16 protein-coding genes are annotated in these 13,955 nt (G+C 63.9%); 11 read left to right on the forward strand and 5 right to left on the reverse strand.

Features of this window, described 5'->3' with window-relative positions; all coding sequences use genetic code 11:
* Positions 1-165: 165 nt before the first annotated feature.
* Positions 166-1,062, reverse strand: a complete 897-nt coding sequence (locus tag HAP41_RS28305) for a LysR family transcriptional regulator (protein ID WP_166095615.1) — start codon at positions 1,060-1,062, stop codon at positions 166-168.
* 289 nt (positions 1,063-1,351) lie between these two features.
* Here HAP41_RS28305 and HAP41_RS28310 point away from each other — a divergent pair, with 289 nt between their 5' ends.
* Both HAP41_RS28310 and HAP41_RS28315 read left to right on the forward strand, forming a co-directional pair.
* Positions 1,352-2,086 carry an SDR family NAD(P)-dependent oxidoreductase gene (locus tag HAP41_RS28310; RefSeq protein WP_166095607.1) on the forward strand — a complete coding sequence of 245 codons (735 nt, stop codon included), beginning with the start codon at positions 1,352-1,354 and terminating at the stop codon, positions 2,084-2,086.
* A 16-nt stretch (positions 2,087-2,102) separates the two neighbouring features.
* Positions 2,103-2,702: an NADPH-dependent F420 reductase gene (locus tag HAP41_RS28315; RefSeq protein ID WP_248577121.1), complete on the forward strand. Its 600-nt coding sequence runs from the start codon at positions 2,103-2,105 to the stop codon at positions 2,700-2,702.
* A gap of 150 nt (positions 2,703-2,852) precedes the next feature.
* Here the strand turns inward: HAP41_RS28315 and HAP41_RS28320 are convergent, their stop codons facing one another.
* Complete coding sequence (locus HAP41_RS28320; protein ID WP_166095600.1) at positions 2,853-3,335, reverse strand: hypothetical protein; 483 nt, start codon at positions 3,333-3,335, stop codon at positions 2,853-2,855.
* 30 nt (positions 3,336-3,365) lie between these two features.
* Between HAP41_RS28320 and HAP41_RS28325 the strand changes: the two genes are divergently transcribed.
* Positions 3,366-4,526, forward strand: a complete 1,161-nt coding sequence (locus HAP41_RS28325) for an ImmA/IrrE family metallo-endopeptidase (RefSeq protein ID WP_166095584.1) — start codon at positions 3,366-3,368, stop codon at positions 4,524-4,526.
* Complete coding sequence (locus tag HAP41_RS28330; RefSeq protein ID WP_166095580.1) at positions 4,519-4,950, forward strand: hypothetical protein; 432 nt, start codon at positions 4,519-4,521, stop codon at positions 4,948-4,950. Before HAP41_RS28325 ends, HAP41_RS28330 begins: the two co-directional genes overlap by 8 nt.
* Positions 4,951-4,969: 19 nt before the next feature.
* Here HAP41_RS28330 and guaA read toward each other — a convergent pair whose 3' ends face one another.
* Positions 4,970-6,568 (reverse strand): glutamine-hydrolyzing GMP synthase, encoded by a 1,599-nt coding sequence (guaA, locus tag HAP41_RS28335; protein WP_166105740.1) that lies wholly within the window; start codon positions 6,566-6,568, stop codon positions 4,970-4,972.
* Between the two features lie 149 nt (positions 6,569-6,717).
* Between guaA and HAP41_RS28340 the strand changes: the two genes are divergently transcribed.
* The 3 genes from HAP41_RS28340 (at position 6,718) to HAP41_RS28350 (ending at position 8,147) form a co-directional block, all read left to right on the forward strand.
* A complete protein-coding gene (locus HAP41_RS28340; protein ID WP_166095575.1) occupies positions 6,718-7,089 on the forward strand; it encodes a nuclear transport factor 2 family protein in 372 nt (123 codons plus the stop codon).
* A gap of 250 nt (positions 7,090-7,339) precedes the next feature.
* Complete coding sequence (locus HAP41_RS28345) at positions 7,340-7,672, forward strand: DHCW motif cupin fold protein (protein ID WP_063983785.1); 333 nt, start codon at positions 7,340-7,342, stop codon at positions 7,670-7,672.
* Between the two features lie 265 nt (positions 7,673-7,937).
* On the forward strand, positions 7,938-8,147 hold the full coding sequence (locus HAP41_RS28350) for a cold-shock protein (protein ID WP_008141931.1): 210 nt from the start codon (positions 7,938-7,940) through the stop codon (positions 8,145-8,147).
* Positions 8,148-8,362: 215 nt separating this feature from the next.
* Here HAP41_RS28350 and HAP41_RS28355 read toward each other — a convergent pair whose 3' ends face one another.
* The gene (locus tag HAP41_RS28355; protein ID WP_166095566.1) at positions 8,363-9,661 is read right to left on the reverse strand and encodes an RsmB/NOP family class I SAM-dependent RNA methyltransferase; all 1,299 of its coding nucleotides are present in this window, start codon (positions 9,659-9,661) and stop codon (positions 8,363-8,365) included.
* 111 nt (positions 9,662-9,772) lie between these two features.
* On the reverse strand, positions 9,773-10,147 hold the full coding sequence (locus HAP41_RS28360) for an MAPEG family protein (protein WP_166095561.1): 375 nt from the start codon (positions 10,145-10,147) through the stop codon (positions 9,773-9,775).
* 167 nt (positions 10,148-10,314) lie between these two features.
* On the opposite strand from HAP41_RS28360, the gene HAP41_RS28365 reads away from it, so the two are divergent.
* The 4 genes from HAP41_RS28365 (at position 10,315) to HAP41_RS28380 (ending at position 13,952) form a co-directional block, all read left to right on the forward strand.
* Complete coding sequence (locus HAP41_RS28365) at positions 10,315-10,929, forward strand: acriflavin resistance protein (protein ID WP_166095558.1); 615 nt, start codon at positions 10,315-10,317, stop codon at positions 10,927-10,929.
* A 70-nt stretch (positions 10,930-10,999) separates the two neighbouring features.
* Positions 11,000-11,842 carry a metallophosphoesterase family protein gene (locus tag HAP41_RS28370; protein ID WP_166095550.1) on the forward strand — a complete coding sequence of 281 codons (843 nt, stop codon included), beginning with the start codon at positions 11,000-11,002 and terminating at the stop codon, positions 11,840-11,842.
* A gap of 141 nt (positions 11,843-11,983) precedes the next feature.
* Positions 11,984-13,279, forward strand: a complete 1,296-nt coding sequence (locus HAP41_RS28375) for an amino acid deaminase (RefSeq protein WP_166095545.1) — start codon at positions 11,984-11,986, stop codon at positions 13,277-13,279.
* A gap of 13 nt (positions 13,280-13,292) precedes the next feature.
* Positions 13,293-13,952 carry an amino acid ABC transporter permease gene (locus tag HAP41_RS28380; RefSeq protein WP_166095542.1) on the forward strand — a complete coding sequence of 220 codons (660 nt, stop codon included), beginning with the start codon at positions 13,293-13,295 and terminating at the stop codon, positions 13,950-13,952.
* Positions 13,953-13,955 lie beyond the last annotated feature (3 nt).

The following is a 13,955-nucleotide window of genomic DNA, read 5'->3' on the forward strand; positions in this document are numbered from 1 at the left end:
TGGAAGTTGGCAGTGCCATCATCTCGGGCGGACTGCGCTTGTCTCGTCGAACTCTCAGCAAGGCCACGCTCAGGGCAATTTCCGCATAGGCCGCGATGTCGCTTGGAGCGTTCGCAGCTCGGCTTCCGACCGGATTACGGCAAGCGTCGCCGGCGACCTGCCGCGTCAGTCGCGCGATATGGACAGCCCCGCGAGAAGCGGAGCGTACGCGGCGAGCCTGCGGGATACGAACTCGGTGAAGAGCCGCACGCGCTTCGTCTTGCGCGTCTCCCCCTGTGTGAGAAGCCAGAGCGTTCCGTACATGTGCGGGTCGGTGCCCGGCACCCTCACCAGCAAGGGATCGGCATCTCCGACAAAGCACGGCAGTGTCGTGATCCCGAGCCCTTGCCGTACAGCAACGATCTGCGCCCCGGCATCTGTGACCCTGAACGGAACTTCGGCGGTGCGAACCTCACCCTCGTGGGCCCAATCCGGAATTCCATGAATGCTTATGACGATCCACCTGACGGGATCAGGCGCGCCCGCACGCCACGCGGCCAGGCGATCCCTGGACATGTAGACGCCGCCGAACAGCTCCGGTCCCTTCAGGCCGTGAAGATTGAGCGGCAGGGTTTTGCGGTCGTAGACGACGCGGATCGCGACGTCGGCCTCTCGGTTGGTCAGATTTGCCAGCTCGCCGAACGACAGGATGTCCATCTCGATGTCCGGATGCAGACGCGCGAAATCGGCGAAATCAGGCATGAGCAGGTGTGTCGCCAGCGGCGGTGCCAGCGTCACCCGCAGAAGCCCGCGCACGCTCTGGTCGCGGCCGAACACGCGCGTCTCCAGCTGGTGCGACGACGCCTCCATCTGGTCCGCGAGCTCGAGGACCTCCTCCCCTGCAGCCGTCAGGCGGTAGCCCGAAGGCAGCTTCTCGAACATGAGCGCCCCGAGCCGTTCCTCCAGCTGGGCGACGCGTCGCAGCACGGTCGAATGGTTCACCCCGAGGCGCTCGGCGGCGGCCCGCACCGAGCCTCCGCGCGCGACGGCAAGAAAGTAGCGAACGTCATCCCAGTCGATCATGGTGCAATCCTGCACCGCTGGGGTGCGCCTTCCAAAGCCCGTCCAATACATCGAACAGCATCTCGTATGTGGGTAGCACGGGCGGTCATCGCAGCCTATGCCGGCAAGCGCGGCCCAATTCCGAACGGCGAACGCCAATCGTCGCGGCTGGCGCCAGCCGTCCAGCCGGATCGATTTCGCACCACCGCTGTGCGCGCTTCCGCACTCAACGCCTGACGCCGACGGACCTATGTCGAGGTCCTCGGGGGTCTCCCCGAACGACCAAAGACGGAGTCTCAAAGGAGAAGTCATGGGAAAGCTTGAAGGTAAGGTTGCAGTCGTCACGGGTGGATCGAGCGGCATGGCGCTGGCGAGCGCCAGGCGGTTCGTTGAAGAAGGCGCCTATGTCTTCATCACGGGCCGAAGGCAGGAGGCGCTCGACGAGGCCGTCAGGCTGATTGGCCGGAACGTGACTGGCGTGCGCGGCGACGCGGCCAATCTCGACGACCTCGACCGTCTGTTCGACACGGTCAAGCGGGACAAGGGCAAGATCGACGTCCTGTACGCAAGCGCCGGCATGGGCGAAGCCGTCCCACTGGGCGAGATTACCGAGCAGCATTTCGATGCTGCCTTCGGCCTGAATACGCGCGGCACACTGTTTACGGTTCAGAAGGCGCTGCCGCTGTTTGGCGATGGCGGATCGATCTTCATGACCGGGTCAGTTGCGTCGGTGAAAGGTTTTCCCGGTTACGGCGTGTATGCGGCGAGCAAAGCGGCGTTGCGCTCATTCGCGCGCACATGGCTCAACGAACTGAAGGGCAGGAATATCCGCGTGAACGTGCTGAGCCCGGGGCCGATCGCCACACCGATGCAGGACCAGGTTCTCACCGAGGAGGCGAAGCGGATGTTCGAATCCCTGATCCCGCGGGGAAAGATGGGTCGTCCTGAGGAAATTGCGGCGGTCGCGCTGTTTCTTGCCTCAGACGATTCGAGCTTCGTGAATGGAGTGGAGTTGTCTGTCGACGGCGGCTTCTCGGCCATCTGAAAATCGGAGACGCATGATGAGCTACGCAATTATAGGATTCGGCAAGGTCGGCCAGGCCCTCGCCCACGCCTTCGCCCGCAAGAACATCGAGGTAACAGTCGCGAGCCGCCGGCCGCCCGAGACGTTGGCGCCGCAGGCTCTGGCGATCGGCCCCACGGTCGTCGCCAAGTCGCTGCGGGAAGCACTCGAGGCCGAAACGATCATCCTGGCGGTCCCCTTCGGGGAGCATCGCGAGGTTGCGAAGGCCCTGCCGAGCTGGAAAGGCAAGACGGTCATCGACGCGATGAATGCGTTAGTTCCGCCTGAGGAGCTGGACGGTCTCCCGTCCTCCGCCTTCGTCGCGAAGGCGTTCACCGGCGCCAGGCTCGTGAAAGCTTTCAATCATCTGGTTGCGGCCAAGCTGGCCGCCGATCCGATCGTCGAGGGCGGCCACCGGGTCGTCTTTTTGTCTGGTGACGACGAGGACGCGACCGTTCCCGTGGCGGCCCTGGCCAAACAACTCGGCTTCGCACCTGTCAAGCTGGGAAAGCTCAACGAGGGTGGCGCGCTGGTGCACGCACGCGACCGCATCTGGGGCCAGCTCATCTTCCAGGATTTATTCAAAAAGGAGCAGTAGTCGATCTACGATCGTGTGATTTGGCCAGAGAAGTAGAATCTCAAAACGAATTGCGGTGACAGTGAATTCAACTCGCAAGCCTTCTTTGCCGAGCGATAGTTAAATGCACTGTCACCGTAATCCTATGGGTTTCGCTGCGCTCTACCCGTCTTACGCACTTGCTAGAGCGCGCTTTTCGAGATCGTCGGCCTCGTCCTTCATCGGCTTCACTTGGCGATTTGCATCCACCCAAAGCGCGCCGAGGGTTGAAGGCGCAGGCAGTAGTGAGAGCGCGAACATCACGACCGTGGTCCATTCGTAGCCTTCGATGACATCGTCCTGCGCCTTGTATGCGATCGCAACCAAGACGATTGCCAGAAGCACTGCAACGAACGAATTGATGCGAACGTATTTCCGGTATTCTTGGAAGAGCCGAATTTTGAAGATCTCGCACCTGCTTTCGAGCCGGTCCAGTTCCTCTTCCAGAGCCTTGGGCGGCCGTTCTCCGTCAGGAGCAAGGAATAGGCTCCGCGTACGGCCAATTGTCCGGACCAAGGGCGCAACCCCCAGCTCGCCGTACATCTGAAGCAGGGCGGTACCGACGTGCAGCCCAACTCCTAGTTGAACCAAGCTAGAAAAGTCCCCATATTTCATAGTCAGGCGCCCCACTGCCAAGGACGATTCGTGGCCTACAATCCGAACATTCTTCGCGAAGTTTTGCGAGCCCGTTCCCTCACCCGGGAGCAACTTTCGAAACGTCTCGGACTCAGTGTTACCCAACTCGAGTCCGAACTCCAGCGCGAACCAGAGCCGCGCCAAGGCATCTTAAATGACATCGCCAAAGAGCTCGCGCTTCCTCCGTTTATATTCTTCATGGAGCGAGCGCCTCAGTTTCACGATGTGCTACCAGATTTCCGATCGCCCAATCCGGCGCCCCGGGCCAAGTCGCGCGAGACGATAGAAGCCATCCACTTTGCCGAGGGCATCCAAAGGACGGTTATCGAAGGGCGCGTCCGCGGCGCACCACAGCTACCTGCATTCACAGCCACCAACAACGACGACGTTGACGAGTTCGCGCTTGCGGCTCGTCGCTTTTTCAACATCACGATCGAGGACCAGTCAAACGCGAAGGACGCGCGCGAGTTCTACAACGTTTGCCGGAATAGGATCGAAGAAAAGGGCATTTTCGTCCTTCATGACAGCTTCCCGCATGCCGATGGAAGCGGCTTTTGTCTCGCACATTTTCTGTATCCCGTCGTTGTCATCAACACGATGCAGCAGACTCGGGGACGACGCTTATTCACCCTCATTCAAGAGCTAGCTCATGTTCTCATGGGCAAGTCGGGTATCTCCGATCCGTTCGTGCGCGAAAATGTGACAGAGCGCCTTTGCAATCGCTTCGCTGGCGCTTTCCTTGTGCCCCGCAGCTATGTCGCGCCGCTTCTCGGCACCTCCTCGCCTGCAAATGACCCAGACCAAGATGACGTACGCTGGGCTTCGCGCAGACTGAAAATCAGCCAGGAAGCCACTGTACTACGCCTTGAGCAGCTAAGCTTCTACCGCTCCGGCAGTTACGACAAGTGGAAACGTCTCGTCCACAACGCCAACCCGGACTACTCTGAGAAAAAAGGCGGACCACCGCAACCGCCCGCGCAGGAAAAAGTGAAACTAGCCAAGTATGGCTATCAGTTCGCCCGCGCGTTCGATGCTCTCCTTAGCGACGGTCGCATAAGCGAAGTCAATCTCTACCGCTCGACCGGACTCAAGCCAAAGTACCAACGGCCCTACTTCGCGTACGCGAAATCGATCTCTGATGCCGAGCTCCGCGAGCTCCAAGATGAATGAGGCGGCGCCGAAGTGCTCTTGTGTTGTCGACACCAGCGGGCTTCACGCGATCGCAGCTGCATCTGGGAATCTACAATCTATTCTCATCGAAAAATTAGCTAGCGGCACGATCGGGGTGCCCGCCTGCGCCTGGCAGGAATTTGACGAGTTATACGAAGAGGAAGCTGCGATCCTGGCCCCGCACATCAGTAACAAGATCATAATGAAGAAGTCGACATATGTCGGAGCTGCACGCATCGCAGAAAAGCTGAACTCCGGCTTTCCGCGTGGGGCATACGACAATCACACTGAGCTCTACACCGCATCAATCGCATCGAACAACGGACATCGTGTACTCACGTCATCAGATCAAGTAGCCCAGTACGCCAGAATGGATTGCGACGCTGTCGACATCGAGACTTGGGTGCAAGAACTGCCAGACTGACCCACTTCGTGATCGCCCCCTACTCCCACTCAATCGTCCCAGGCGGCTTGCTCGTCACGTCGTACACCACCCGGTTCACGCCCTTCACCTCGTTGATGATGCGCGTGGCGGTCTCGCCGAGGAACTTCATGTCGAACTGGTAGAAGTCCGCGGTCATGCCGTCGGTGGAGGTGACGGCGCGGAGGCCCACGACGTAGTCGTAGGTGCGGCCGTCGCCCATGACGCCGACGGTCTTGACGGGAAGCAGCACCGCGAAGGCCTGCCAGATGTCGTCGTAGAGGCCGTGCTTGCGGATCTGGTCGATGTAGACGGCATCGGCCTTGCGCAGGATGTCGAGCTTGTCCCTGGTGATGTCGCCGGGGCAGCGGATGGCGAGGCCGGGGCCCGGGAACGGGTGGCGGCCGACGAAGATTTCGGGCAGGCCGAGCTCGCGGCCGAGCTTGCGCACCTCGTCCTTGAACAGCTCGCGCAGCGGCTCGACGAGCTTCATGTTCATGCGCTCAGGGAGTCCGCCGACATTGTGGTGCGACTTGATCGTCACCGAGGGGCCGCCGGTGAAGGAAACGCTCTCGATCACATCAGGATAGAGCGTGCCTTGCGCGAGGAAGTCGGCGCCGCCGATCTTCTTGGCCTCCGCCTCGAACACCTCGATGAAGAGGCGGCCGATGGTCTTGCGCTTGGTCTCGGGGTCGGTGACGCCTTCGAGCTCGCCCAGGAATTGCTTGGAGGCGTCCAGATGCACGAGCGGGATGTTGTAGTGGTGGCGGAACAAATCGACGACGGTCTTGGCTTCGTCGAGGCGCAGCATGCCGTGGTCGACGAACACGCAGGTGAGCTGGTCGCCGATGGCTTCGTGGATCAGCACGGCCGCGACGGCTGAATCGACGCCGCCTGAGAGGCCGCAGAGCACCTTGCCCTTGCCGACCTGGGCGCGGATCTTTGCGATCTCTTCCTCGCGGAAGGCGCGCATGGTCCAGTCGCCGGAGAGGCCGGCGATCTTGCGCACGAAATTGCGGATCAGCTTGGCGCCGTCGGGCGTGTGCACCACTTCGGGGTGGAACATCAGGCCGTAGTACTTGCGCGCCTCGTCCTGGATGATCGCGAACGGCGCGTTCGGCGAGGTGCCGGCCACCGAGAAGCCCGGCGGCATTTTCGTGATGCGGTCGCCATGGCTCATCCAGACCTGGTTCTTGCCGCCCGGCGACCAGACGTCCTCGAACAGCTTGCTCGGCGCCTTCACCTCGACATCGGCGCGGCCGAATTCGCGATGATGGCCGCCCTCGACCGTGCCGCCAAGCTGCTCCGCCATGGTCATCTGGCCGTAGCAGATGCCGAGCACCGGCACGCCGGAGGCGAAGATCAGCTGCGGCGCGCGTGGCGAGCCGGCCTCGTGCACCGACTCAGGCCCGCCGGAGAGGATCACCGCTTTCGGCTTCATCTCCTTGAAGGCCTCTTCGGCCTTGTTGAACGGGACGATCTCGCAATAGACGCCGTCCTCGCGCACGCGACGCGCGATCAGCTGCGTCACCTGGCTGCCGAAGTCGACGATGAGAATCTTGTCGTGCGCCGAGGCCACCGAGGGCGTCGACGCGGAGCGGTCGTTCTGTGCTGCTGTCATGGCCAGCAAATACGCGACCGTGCCCCTGCCCGCAACCGCGCGATGCGCGCGCCCACATTCTTCTTTGGGCATGGACAAATCGATATAGGTCAGTATTATTGACCTAATATGCCCTCACGCCAAACAGGGGGCCAATCAGGGAGAACGCGATGTCACAGCACCATCAGCCATCAACGCTTGCCGCGCTCGGCCGGACCTGGGTCGAGGCCTGGAACGCGCGCGATCTCGAGCGCGTGCTGACGCTCTACGCCGAGGACACCGTGATGACCTCGGACCGCATCCCCGCGATGGGGTTCGACGCCAGCGGCACCGTGCGCGGCAAGGACGCGTTGCGGGGGTATTGGGGCAAGGCGCTCGCCCTGCTGCCGGAGCTGCATTTTGCGCTGATCGACCTGTTCGTCAGCCCGGATAGCGTCGTGGTGTTTTACGAGAACGAGCGGGGGAAGCGGATCTGCGAGTATCTGCGGGTGAATGACGCGGGGCTAATCGTGCAGGGGTCGGCGAACCATTTGGCGCAGTGACGCTTGCGCGCATTGCTGTCGGCCACGCGCTTATCGTGTGCAGACGGTGCCGCCCCATCCACCGCTGTCATTCCCCGCGCAAGCGGGGAATCCAGTACGCCGCGGCTTTTCCGCATCACGGCGCGGCCTCTGGAATGCTGGATCGCCCGATCAAGTCGGGCGATGACACCGAGTATCGCCCGCAATGACGGAGACTGCCGGACACGCGTGCGCTAACAACAGCGCCGCCGGCTCTGACATAGGATTCCCCATGAAACTCCCCGCCTCTCCCTTCACCGTCACCGACTGGAGCAAGGTCGAGGCCACCACGCATCCCGGCGAGACCGGGCAGGCCAAGTGGCGGACGCTCAACATCGGCGATCTCCGGGTGCGGATGGTCGAGTATTCGCCGGGCTATCTCGCCGACCATTGGTGCGACCGCGGCCACGTGCTCTACGTGCTCGAGGGCGAGCTCGACAGCGAGCTGCGCGACGGGCGGAAATTCAAGCTGACCGCGGGGATGAGCTACCAGGTCTCGGACTTCGGCGACGCCGCGCACCGGTCCTCGACGGCCACGGGGGCGACGCTTTTCATCGTGGATTGAGGGCTGTCGGGCGGCTCATTTGCACCGCAAAATAGCAAAGCCGCGCCACATGCCGGCCCACGGGTGGTGCCTTGAAGTAGCCCCAAATTCTCGCTATATTGTGATCATCGATACTTGGCCGAACGACTGGGCCGCTTCGCTTCGTTGCAGACGGGCGCGCACGCTTCAGATGACTTCCCCAAACATCGACTGAACAGGATCATGGGCGCAATTTCGCGTACCGGTCCACGTGCGTATCCTCTCTAACTAACTAAAGGAAATTCCCATGGCTATGGGCACCGTGAAGTGGTTCAACACCCAAAAGGGTTATGGTTTCATCCAGCCGGATGACGGCCAGAAGGACGTGTTCGTTCACATCAGCGCCGTCGAGCGCGCTGGCCTCTCCTCCCTCAACGAGGGTCAGAAGGTCTCGTTCGACATCGTCGCCGACCGCCGCAGCGGCAAGTCGTCGGCTGACAATCTCCGCGTCGGCTAACGCCCACGCACCGTTCTGACCACGGACGTACCGGCAGAACGTCGAGTTAGAAAGCCCCGCGAGCTTCGGTTCGCGGGGCTTTTGTTTTGGGGGAACTGCGGCGCGGCACACGCGGTGCCGTAGGGTGGGCAGAGGCGCGCTCTTCGCGCGCAGTACCCACCATCTTTCAAACTGCGAATGGTGGGCACGCTTTCGCTTTGCCCACCCTACGAGAGCTACGTCTTCCGCAGCACCGAAACGAAGAACCCGTCCGTGCCCGTCCGCCGCGGCGTCATCAGCCAGCCTTCGTCTGACTGCAGTGCGGCCTTTGCGAAATCCTCCGCCTTGTCCCAGAGCACGCTTGCGGTCTGCTCGGGCGGCACGATCGCGAACTCTGGATGGCGGGCGGTGAACGCCCTCACCTGCTCGCCGTTCTCTTCCGCCAGCACCGAGCAGGTGATGTAGGCGATGCGGCCGCCGGCCTTGACCAGCGGCACGGCGCGCTCCAGCACCTCGGCCTGGTCGCGCAGGCGGATCTCCAGCGCGCCGGGGCGCATGCGCCATTTGGCGTCGGGGTTGCGGCGCCAGGTGCCGGTTCCCGTGCAGGGCGCATCGATCACGACGAGGTCGGCGGTGCCGCTGATGTCGGCCAGCGGATCGGCCTCGCCTTTGGGCGTGTGGACATCGGCATTATGGACGCCGGCGCGCGACAGGCGCTCGTGGATCGGGGCAAGCTGGCGCTTGTCGCTGTCGGTGGCGATCAGCCGGCCCTTGCCCTGCATCATGGCTGCGAGCGCCAGCGTCTTGCCGCCGGCGCCGGCGCAGAGATCGATCACCTGCTCGCCGGGCTTTGCCGCGGTGAAGCTGGCCGCAAGCTGCGATCCCTCATCCTGAACTTCAACGGCGCCCTTGATGAAATCCTCCTCCGCCTGGAGGCCGGGATTGCGCGCATCGGCCGAAAGCTCGATGCGCAGGCCGTTTGCGGACCATGGCGTCGGTTCCGCATGAAGATGAGCAAGCCCGCGCAGCACCTTGTCGCGATTGGATTTTAGCGTGTTGACGCGCAAATCGAGCGGCGCACGGCTCGCCATCGCGGCCGCCTCCGCGGCGCGCTCCTCGCCGAACACTTTCGCAAAGTACGGGTCGAGCCAGTCAGGATAATCGCCGGCGATCGCAGCCGGCGCGTCCTTGAGGGACCGCGAGACCAGCGCGGCCTGCTCGGCCTCGGTCAGCGGCGCCGGTGCAAACCGGCTGCCGTCGAACAGCGCGCCCATGGTGGCCGCGTCCATGTTGCGCTCGAGGCGGAGCATGCCGATCAGCCGCGCACGCGCGGTGTCGGCGTCCATCAGGAAGGCGCTCGAGGCATAGCGGCGCAGCACGTCCCAGACGAGGCCGGCGATGGCGGCGCGGTCGCCGGAGCCGGCGAAGCGGTGCGCGGTGCCCCACTCCTTCAGCGCCTTGGCCGCGGGCACGCGGTCCTTCTCGATGGTGTCGATCAGTTCGATGGCTGCGGACAGCCGGGCAGCGGGAGTCATTTGAATCTTTCAGGTCAGGATTGGCTATTTTTGTTTTGCGCATGATCTTGTCGGAAAACCGGTATCCACTTTGCGCTAACGCGGCCCTCCGGGTCCGGATCATGCGCGCGCCTAGATCAGCAACAGCATCTTCAGCGCGAAGTAGATCCACATCGCGAGCAGCACAAGCGCGCCCGCGAGCCAGATCGTGGAGCGCCGGCCGAGATCGTTGGAGGAGACGAACACGCCGGCATGGGCGAACCGCGTCACCACAAACACCCAGGACATCAGCACGATGAAGAGATCGGCATGGCGCAAGGGCAGCGCCAGCGCGATCAGCGCGTAGAACAGCACCGGCAATTCGAACTGCTCGCCCAGCGCAATGTCGCGGCTCTTGGTCTCGCCGGAGACCGGCGAGCGCCGGCGCGCCAGCGCCATTCCGATCAGGAGTACGAAGGTGAGACCGACCTGCACGAAGACAGGCAGCAAAACCATTTGGATGGACATCGGAACTTTCCCGTCAGGCGGAACACCGCGGACCGTCATTAGCCGCGACTGCTGGCGCTGACAATCAACGAGTTGAACCGGTGTTCCCGGTCCCGCGACCAAAGGCCGATAGTTAAAGCGATTTCGGTCCCCGGGGCCGCAAGGCGAGCTAGCGCCAAGAGGCTGACATGAACACCCTCTCCAGCCTTTTGACCGAATCCGCGGACGGCCGGCTCGGCGTCCTGATGTCGGCGCTCTCAGGCATGGCGGCGGCGCTCGCGGTCGCGCTGGCGATGACGGTGTACTTCCGCCTGGGCTACCGGAGCTGGCGCGACGTCGTCAGGCATGGCCTCGCCACTCTCGCCGCCCTCGCCCTGTTGGCCTTCGCCGCCTACGACATGCGCCACGCCGCGCTGGCCTATCTTGGCCTCAATCCCTCCAAGCCGGCGGTCGAGTTCGAGATCCGGATGCCGAGGGAAACGCTCACAGCGGTGTCCGACAGCCAGATCGAGCTGCGCACCGATCGCAACCAGACGCTGGCGCTGGTCGATGGCGTGCGCGAGCTCGGTGATGGCCGCTCGGTGCTGCGCGGCGCCGTGGCGCTCAACCACCGCACCGCCGACCGCGTGCTGGTCGTGAACCTGCCCGGCAAGGGCACCTTTGAATTCCGCCTCCGCCTGCCCGCCGAGCCGCACCGGTCCGAGCAGTTCGGACCCTGGCACCTCGCCGACCGCATCGCCTCGCCGGCCACCGGCAGCGTCGCTCCGCAGGACGCCTACACGATCCGCTATCGCGTGCTTTAAACTTTGTTTCATCGCAATGCATGCGCGCGCCGTCATCGTTCCGACGTGCGACAACGCGTATGCTCATGCCATGTCCGAATTTCGCCTCACGCAGATTTCCGACACCCATCTCGGCCGGCGCTTCCCCGGCCTGATCGCCAACTTCGATCGCGTCAGCGAGCACATCGACGCTGATAGGCCCGACCTCGTCGTCAACACCGGCGACGTCTCCTTCGACGGGCCGACAAGTCGCGACGATGTCGAATTCGCCAAGAGCCGGCACGACGCCCTGCCCGTCGCCTGCCGCTACATTCCCGGCAATCACGACATCGGCGACAATCCGACCGCGATCGGGCCTGCGCCCAAGCCGCCGGTCGAGGAAAAGCACCGCCAACAATTCCGTGACATCATCGGCGAAGACCATTGGTCGTTCGAAGCGGCCGGCTGGCATTTCATCGGCCTGAACTCGCTGGTGATGAATTCAGGGCTCGCCTTCGAGGCCGAGCAGTTCGACTGGTTGTCCCGGGAAATGGCGCGCATCAACGGCAGGCCGATCGCGCTGTTCGTGCACAAGCCGATGTTTCGCAACCTGCCCGACGACCCCGAGACGCCGGAGACCTCGATCCGCTACGTGCCGCAGCCGGCACGCGCGCGCCTGATCGAGATGTTCTCGACAGTGGACCTGCGCCTCATCGCCAGCGGGCACGTGCACCAGCGGCGCGACTTCACCTACCGCCACACCCGCCATGTCTGGGCGCCGTCGGCCGGCTTCAGGATCAACGACGCGCGCCAGGACCGGATCGCGATCAAGGAAGTCGGGCTCGTCGAATACCGCTTTCGGCCGAACAGTCTTGAAGTTCGTCACGTCAGGGCCGCGGGCCAGGTCGATGTCGATATCGAGGAGCTGCTCGCCCAGATGGGCGGCGAGCACTAGCCCAATTCACGGGTACAACACCTTACCAAATTACCTCCCTGCATCGAATTCGCGCCAAGATTGGCTAGAATCCGCTAATGACAACGTTGTCATTCCGACCTATCGTTCCCTGGCGGTCGAGGGGCCGCTGAGGGAGCGATGATGCAGTTCTTGTCCCGGTGGGAGAGCCAACGTCTTTCAACGACCACGCGGGGCATTCCCTTGGTCGATGGCCTGCCGATCGAGGAGATCGCCCGCCAGAATTGGCAGCCTTGCCGCGGCGATCTCGCTCTGCCCGCCCTCACCCTCGATGAAGCCGCCTTCGCGGCCAATCGCGAGCTCTTCCTGCGATGGTGCAATAGCGCCGGCGTTGCCGTTGCGCCCCACGCCAAGACGCCGATGTCGCCGGAGCTCGCCCGGTCGCTGCGCGAGGCCGGCGCCTGGGGCACGACGGTTGCCAACATCCAGCAGGCCGCCGTGCTACTCGCGAGCGGCGAGCGGCGCCTGCTGCTGGCCAATGAGATCGGCGGGCTCGCGGCCGGCCGGCGGCTCGGCGCGTTGCTCGGCGCCTATCCCGACGTCGCATTCCACGCCTTCGCGGATTCACCGGCGGCGGTCGCAGCGCTGGCGGAAGCGGCGCGGATTGCGGACCGCCGCGAATTGTCCGTGCTGGTCGAGCTCGGCGCGGGCCGGGCCGGCGCGCGAGATCGCGCCGCGGTCGAAGCGACGATCGCAGCCGTGCTCGCGGCCGACCGGCTCATGCTCGGCGGTGTCGCCACTTACGAAGGCGCGGTCGCAACGCCCGATGCCGACGAGACGATGCCCGCGATCGCGGCGCTGATGGAGCGCACCATCGAGGCCTTCGCGCTGGTACGTCATGCTGCTCCGGGCCGGCCGCTGATCATCAGCGCCGGCGGCTCGGCCTATTTCGACGTCGTCGCCCGCGCGCTCGCGCCAAGCGCGCAGGCAGACGGCAACGCCAGCGTCCTCTTGCGCTCAGGCGCGCTGTTCTTCGGCGATCACGGCATTTACGCGCGCGCCTTCGCCGAGCTCGACCGTCGCGGCGGTCTCGTCATCGACGGCGCGCGGCATTCGGCGGTCGAAGGTTTCCAACCTGCGCTTAAACTCTGGGCCGAGGTGCTGTCGCGGCCGGAAGCAGGTCTTGCGATCGCCGGCTTCGGCATGCGCGATGCCTCCTTCGATCAGGGATTGCCGGTGCCGCTACACGTCTTCCGCGACGGCGTCGCGCAGCAGGGGCTCGCCGAGACCTTGTCGGTCACCCGTCTCAATGACCAGCATGCATTCCTGTCCGTTGCGCCCGATGGCACGCTTGCGGTCGGCGACGTCATCGCCTTCGGCATCTCGCATCCCTGCACCTGCCTCGACCGCTGGCGCGTCATCCTCGGCCTCGACGCCGACGGCGTCGTGACGCGCGCCCTCCCCACCCAGTTCGGCTGAGGCGGCGCGCGCGATGAATTTCCTGCCGCTGTGGCGCTATCAGAACCAGCTCATCGACGGGGCCATCGTCACGCTCGAACTGACGGTGATCGCGGCGCTAGCCGGGCTTCTGATCGGCGTTGCCGGCGCGGTCGCGCTGAACGGCCGCATCACGCCGCTGCGCTGGCTGGTGCGCGGCTACATCGAGCTGTTCCGCAACACGCCGTCGCTGATCCAGATCTTCATCGTCTTCTTCGTGCTGCGGAACTTCGGCCTGAAGCTGCCGGCCTTCGAAGCCGCCGCCGTCGCGCTGTCGCTCTATTTCGGCGCCTATTCGGTCGAGATCATCCGCGCCGGCCTCGACTCCGTGCCGAAGAACCAGATCGAGGCAGGCCAGTGCCTTGGCCTGTCGGGCTGGCAGGTGTTCCGTCACATCCTGCTGCCGCCGGCGCTGCGCAACGCCTATCCGGCCGTGACCAGCCAGTTCGTCCTGCTGCTGCTCGGCACCTCGCTCGCTTCGCAGGTCGCGGCCGACGAGCTGTTTCACGTCGCGGGCTTCATCGAGAGCCGCACCTATCGCAGCTTCGAAGTCTATGCGGTGATCTGCGTGGTCTATTTCGCGATGGCGATGTCGTTCAAGGCGCTGTTCGCCATCATCGGTCTGGCGGCCTTCCGCTGGCCGCGGCGGCGCTGAGGG

This window comes from Bradyrhizobium barranii subsp. apii (genome assembly GCF_011516635.5).
Classification (GTDB): domain Bacteria; phylum Pseudomonadota; class Alphaproteobacteria; order Rhizobiales; family Xanthobacteraceae; genus Bradyrhizobium; species Bradyrhizobium barranii.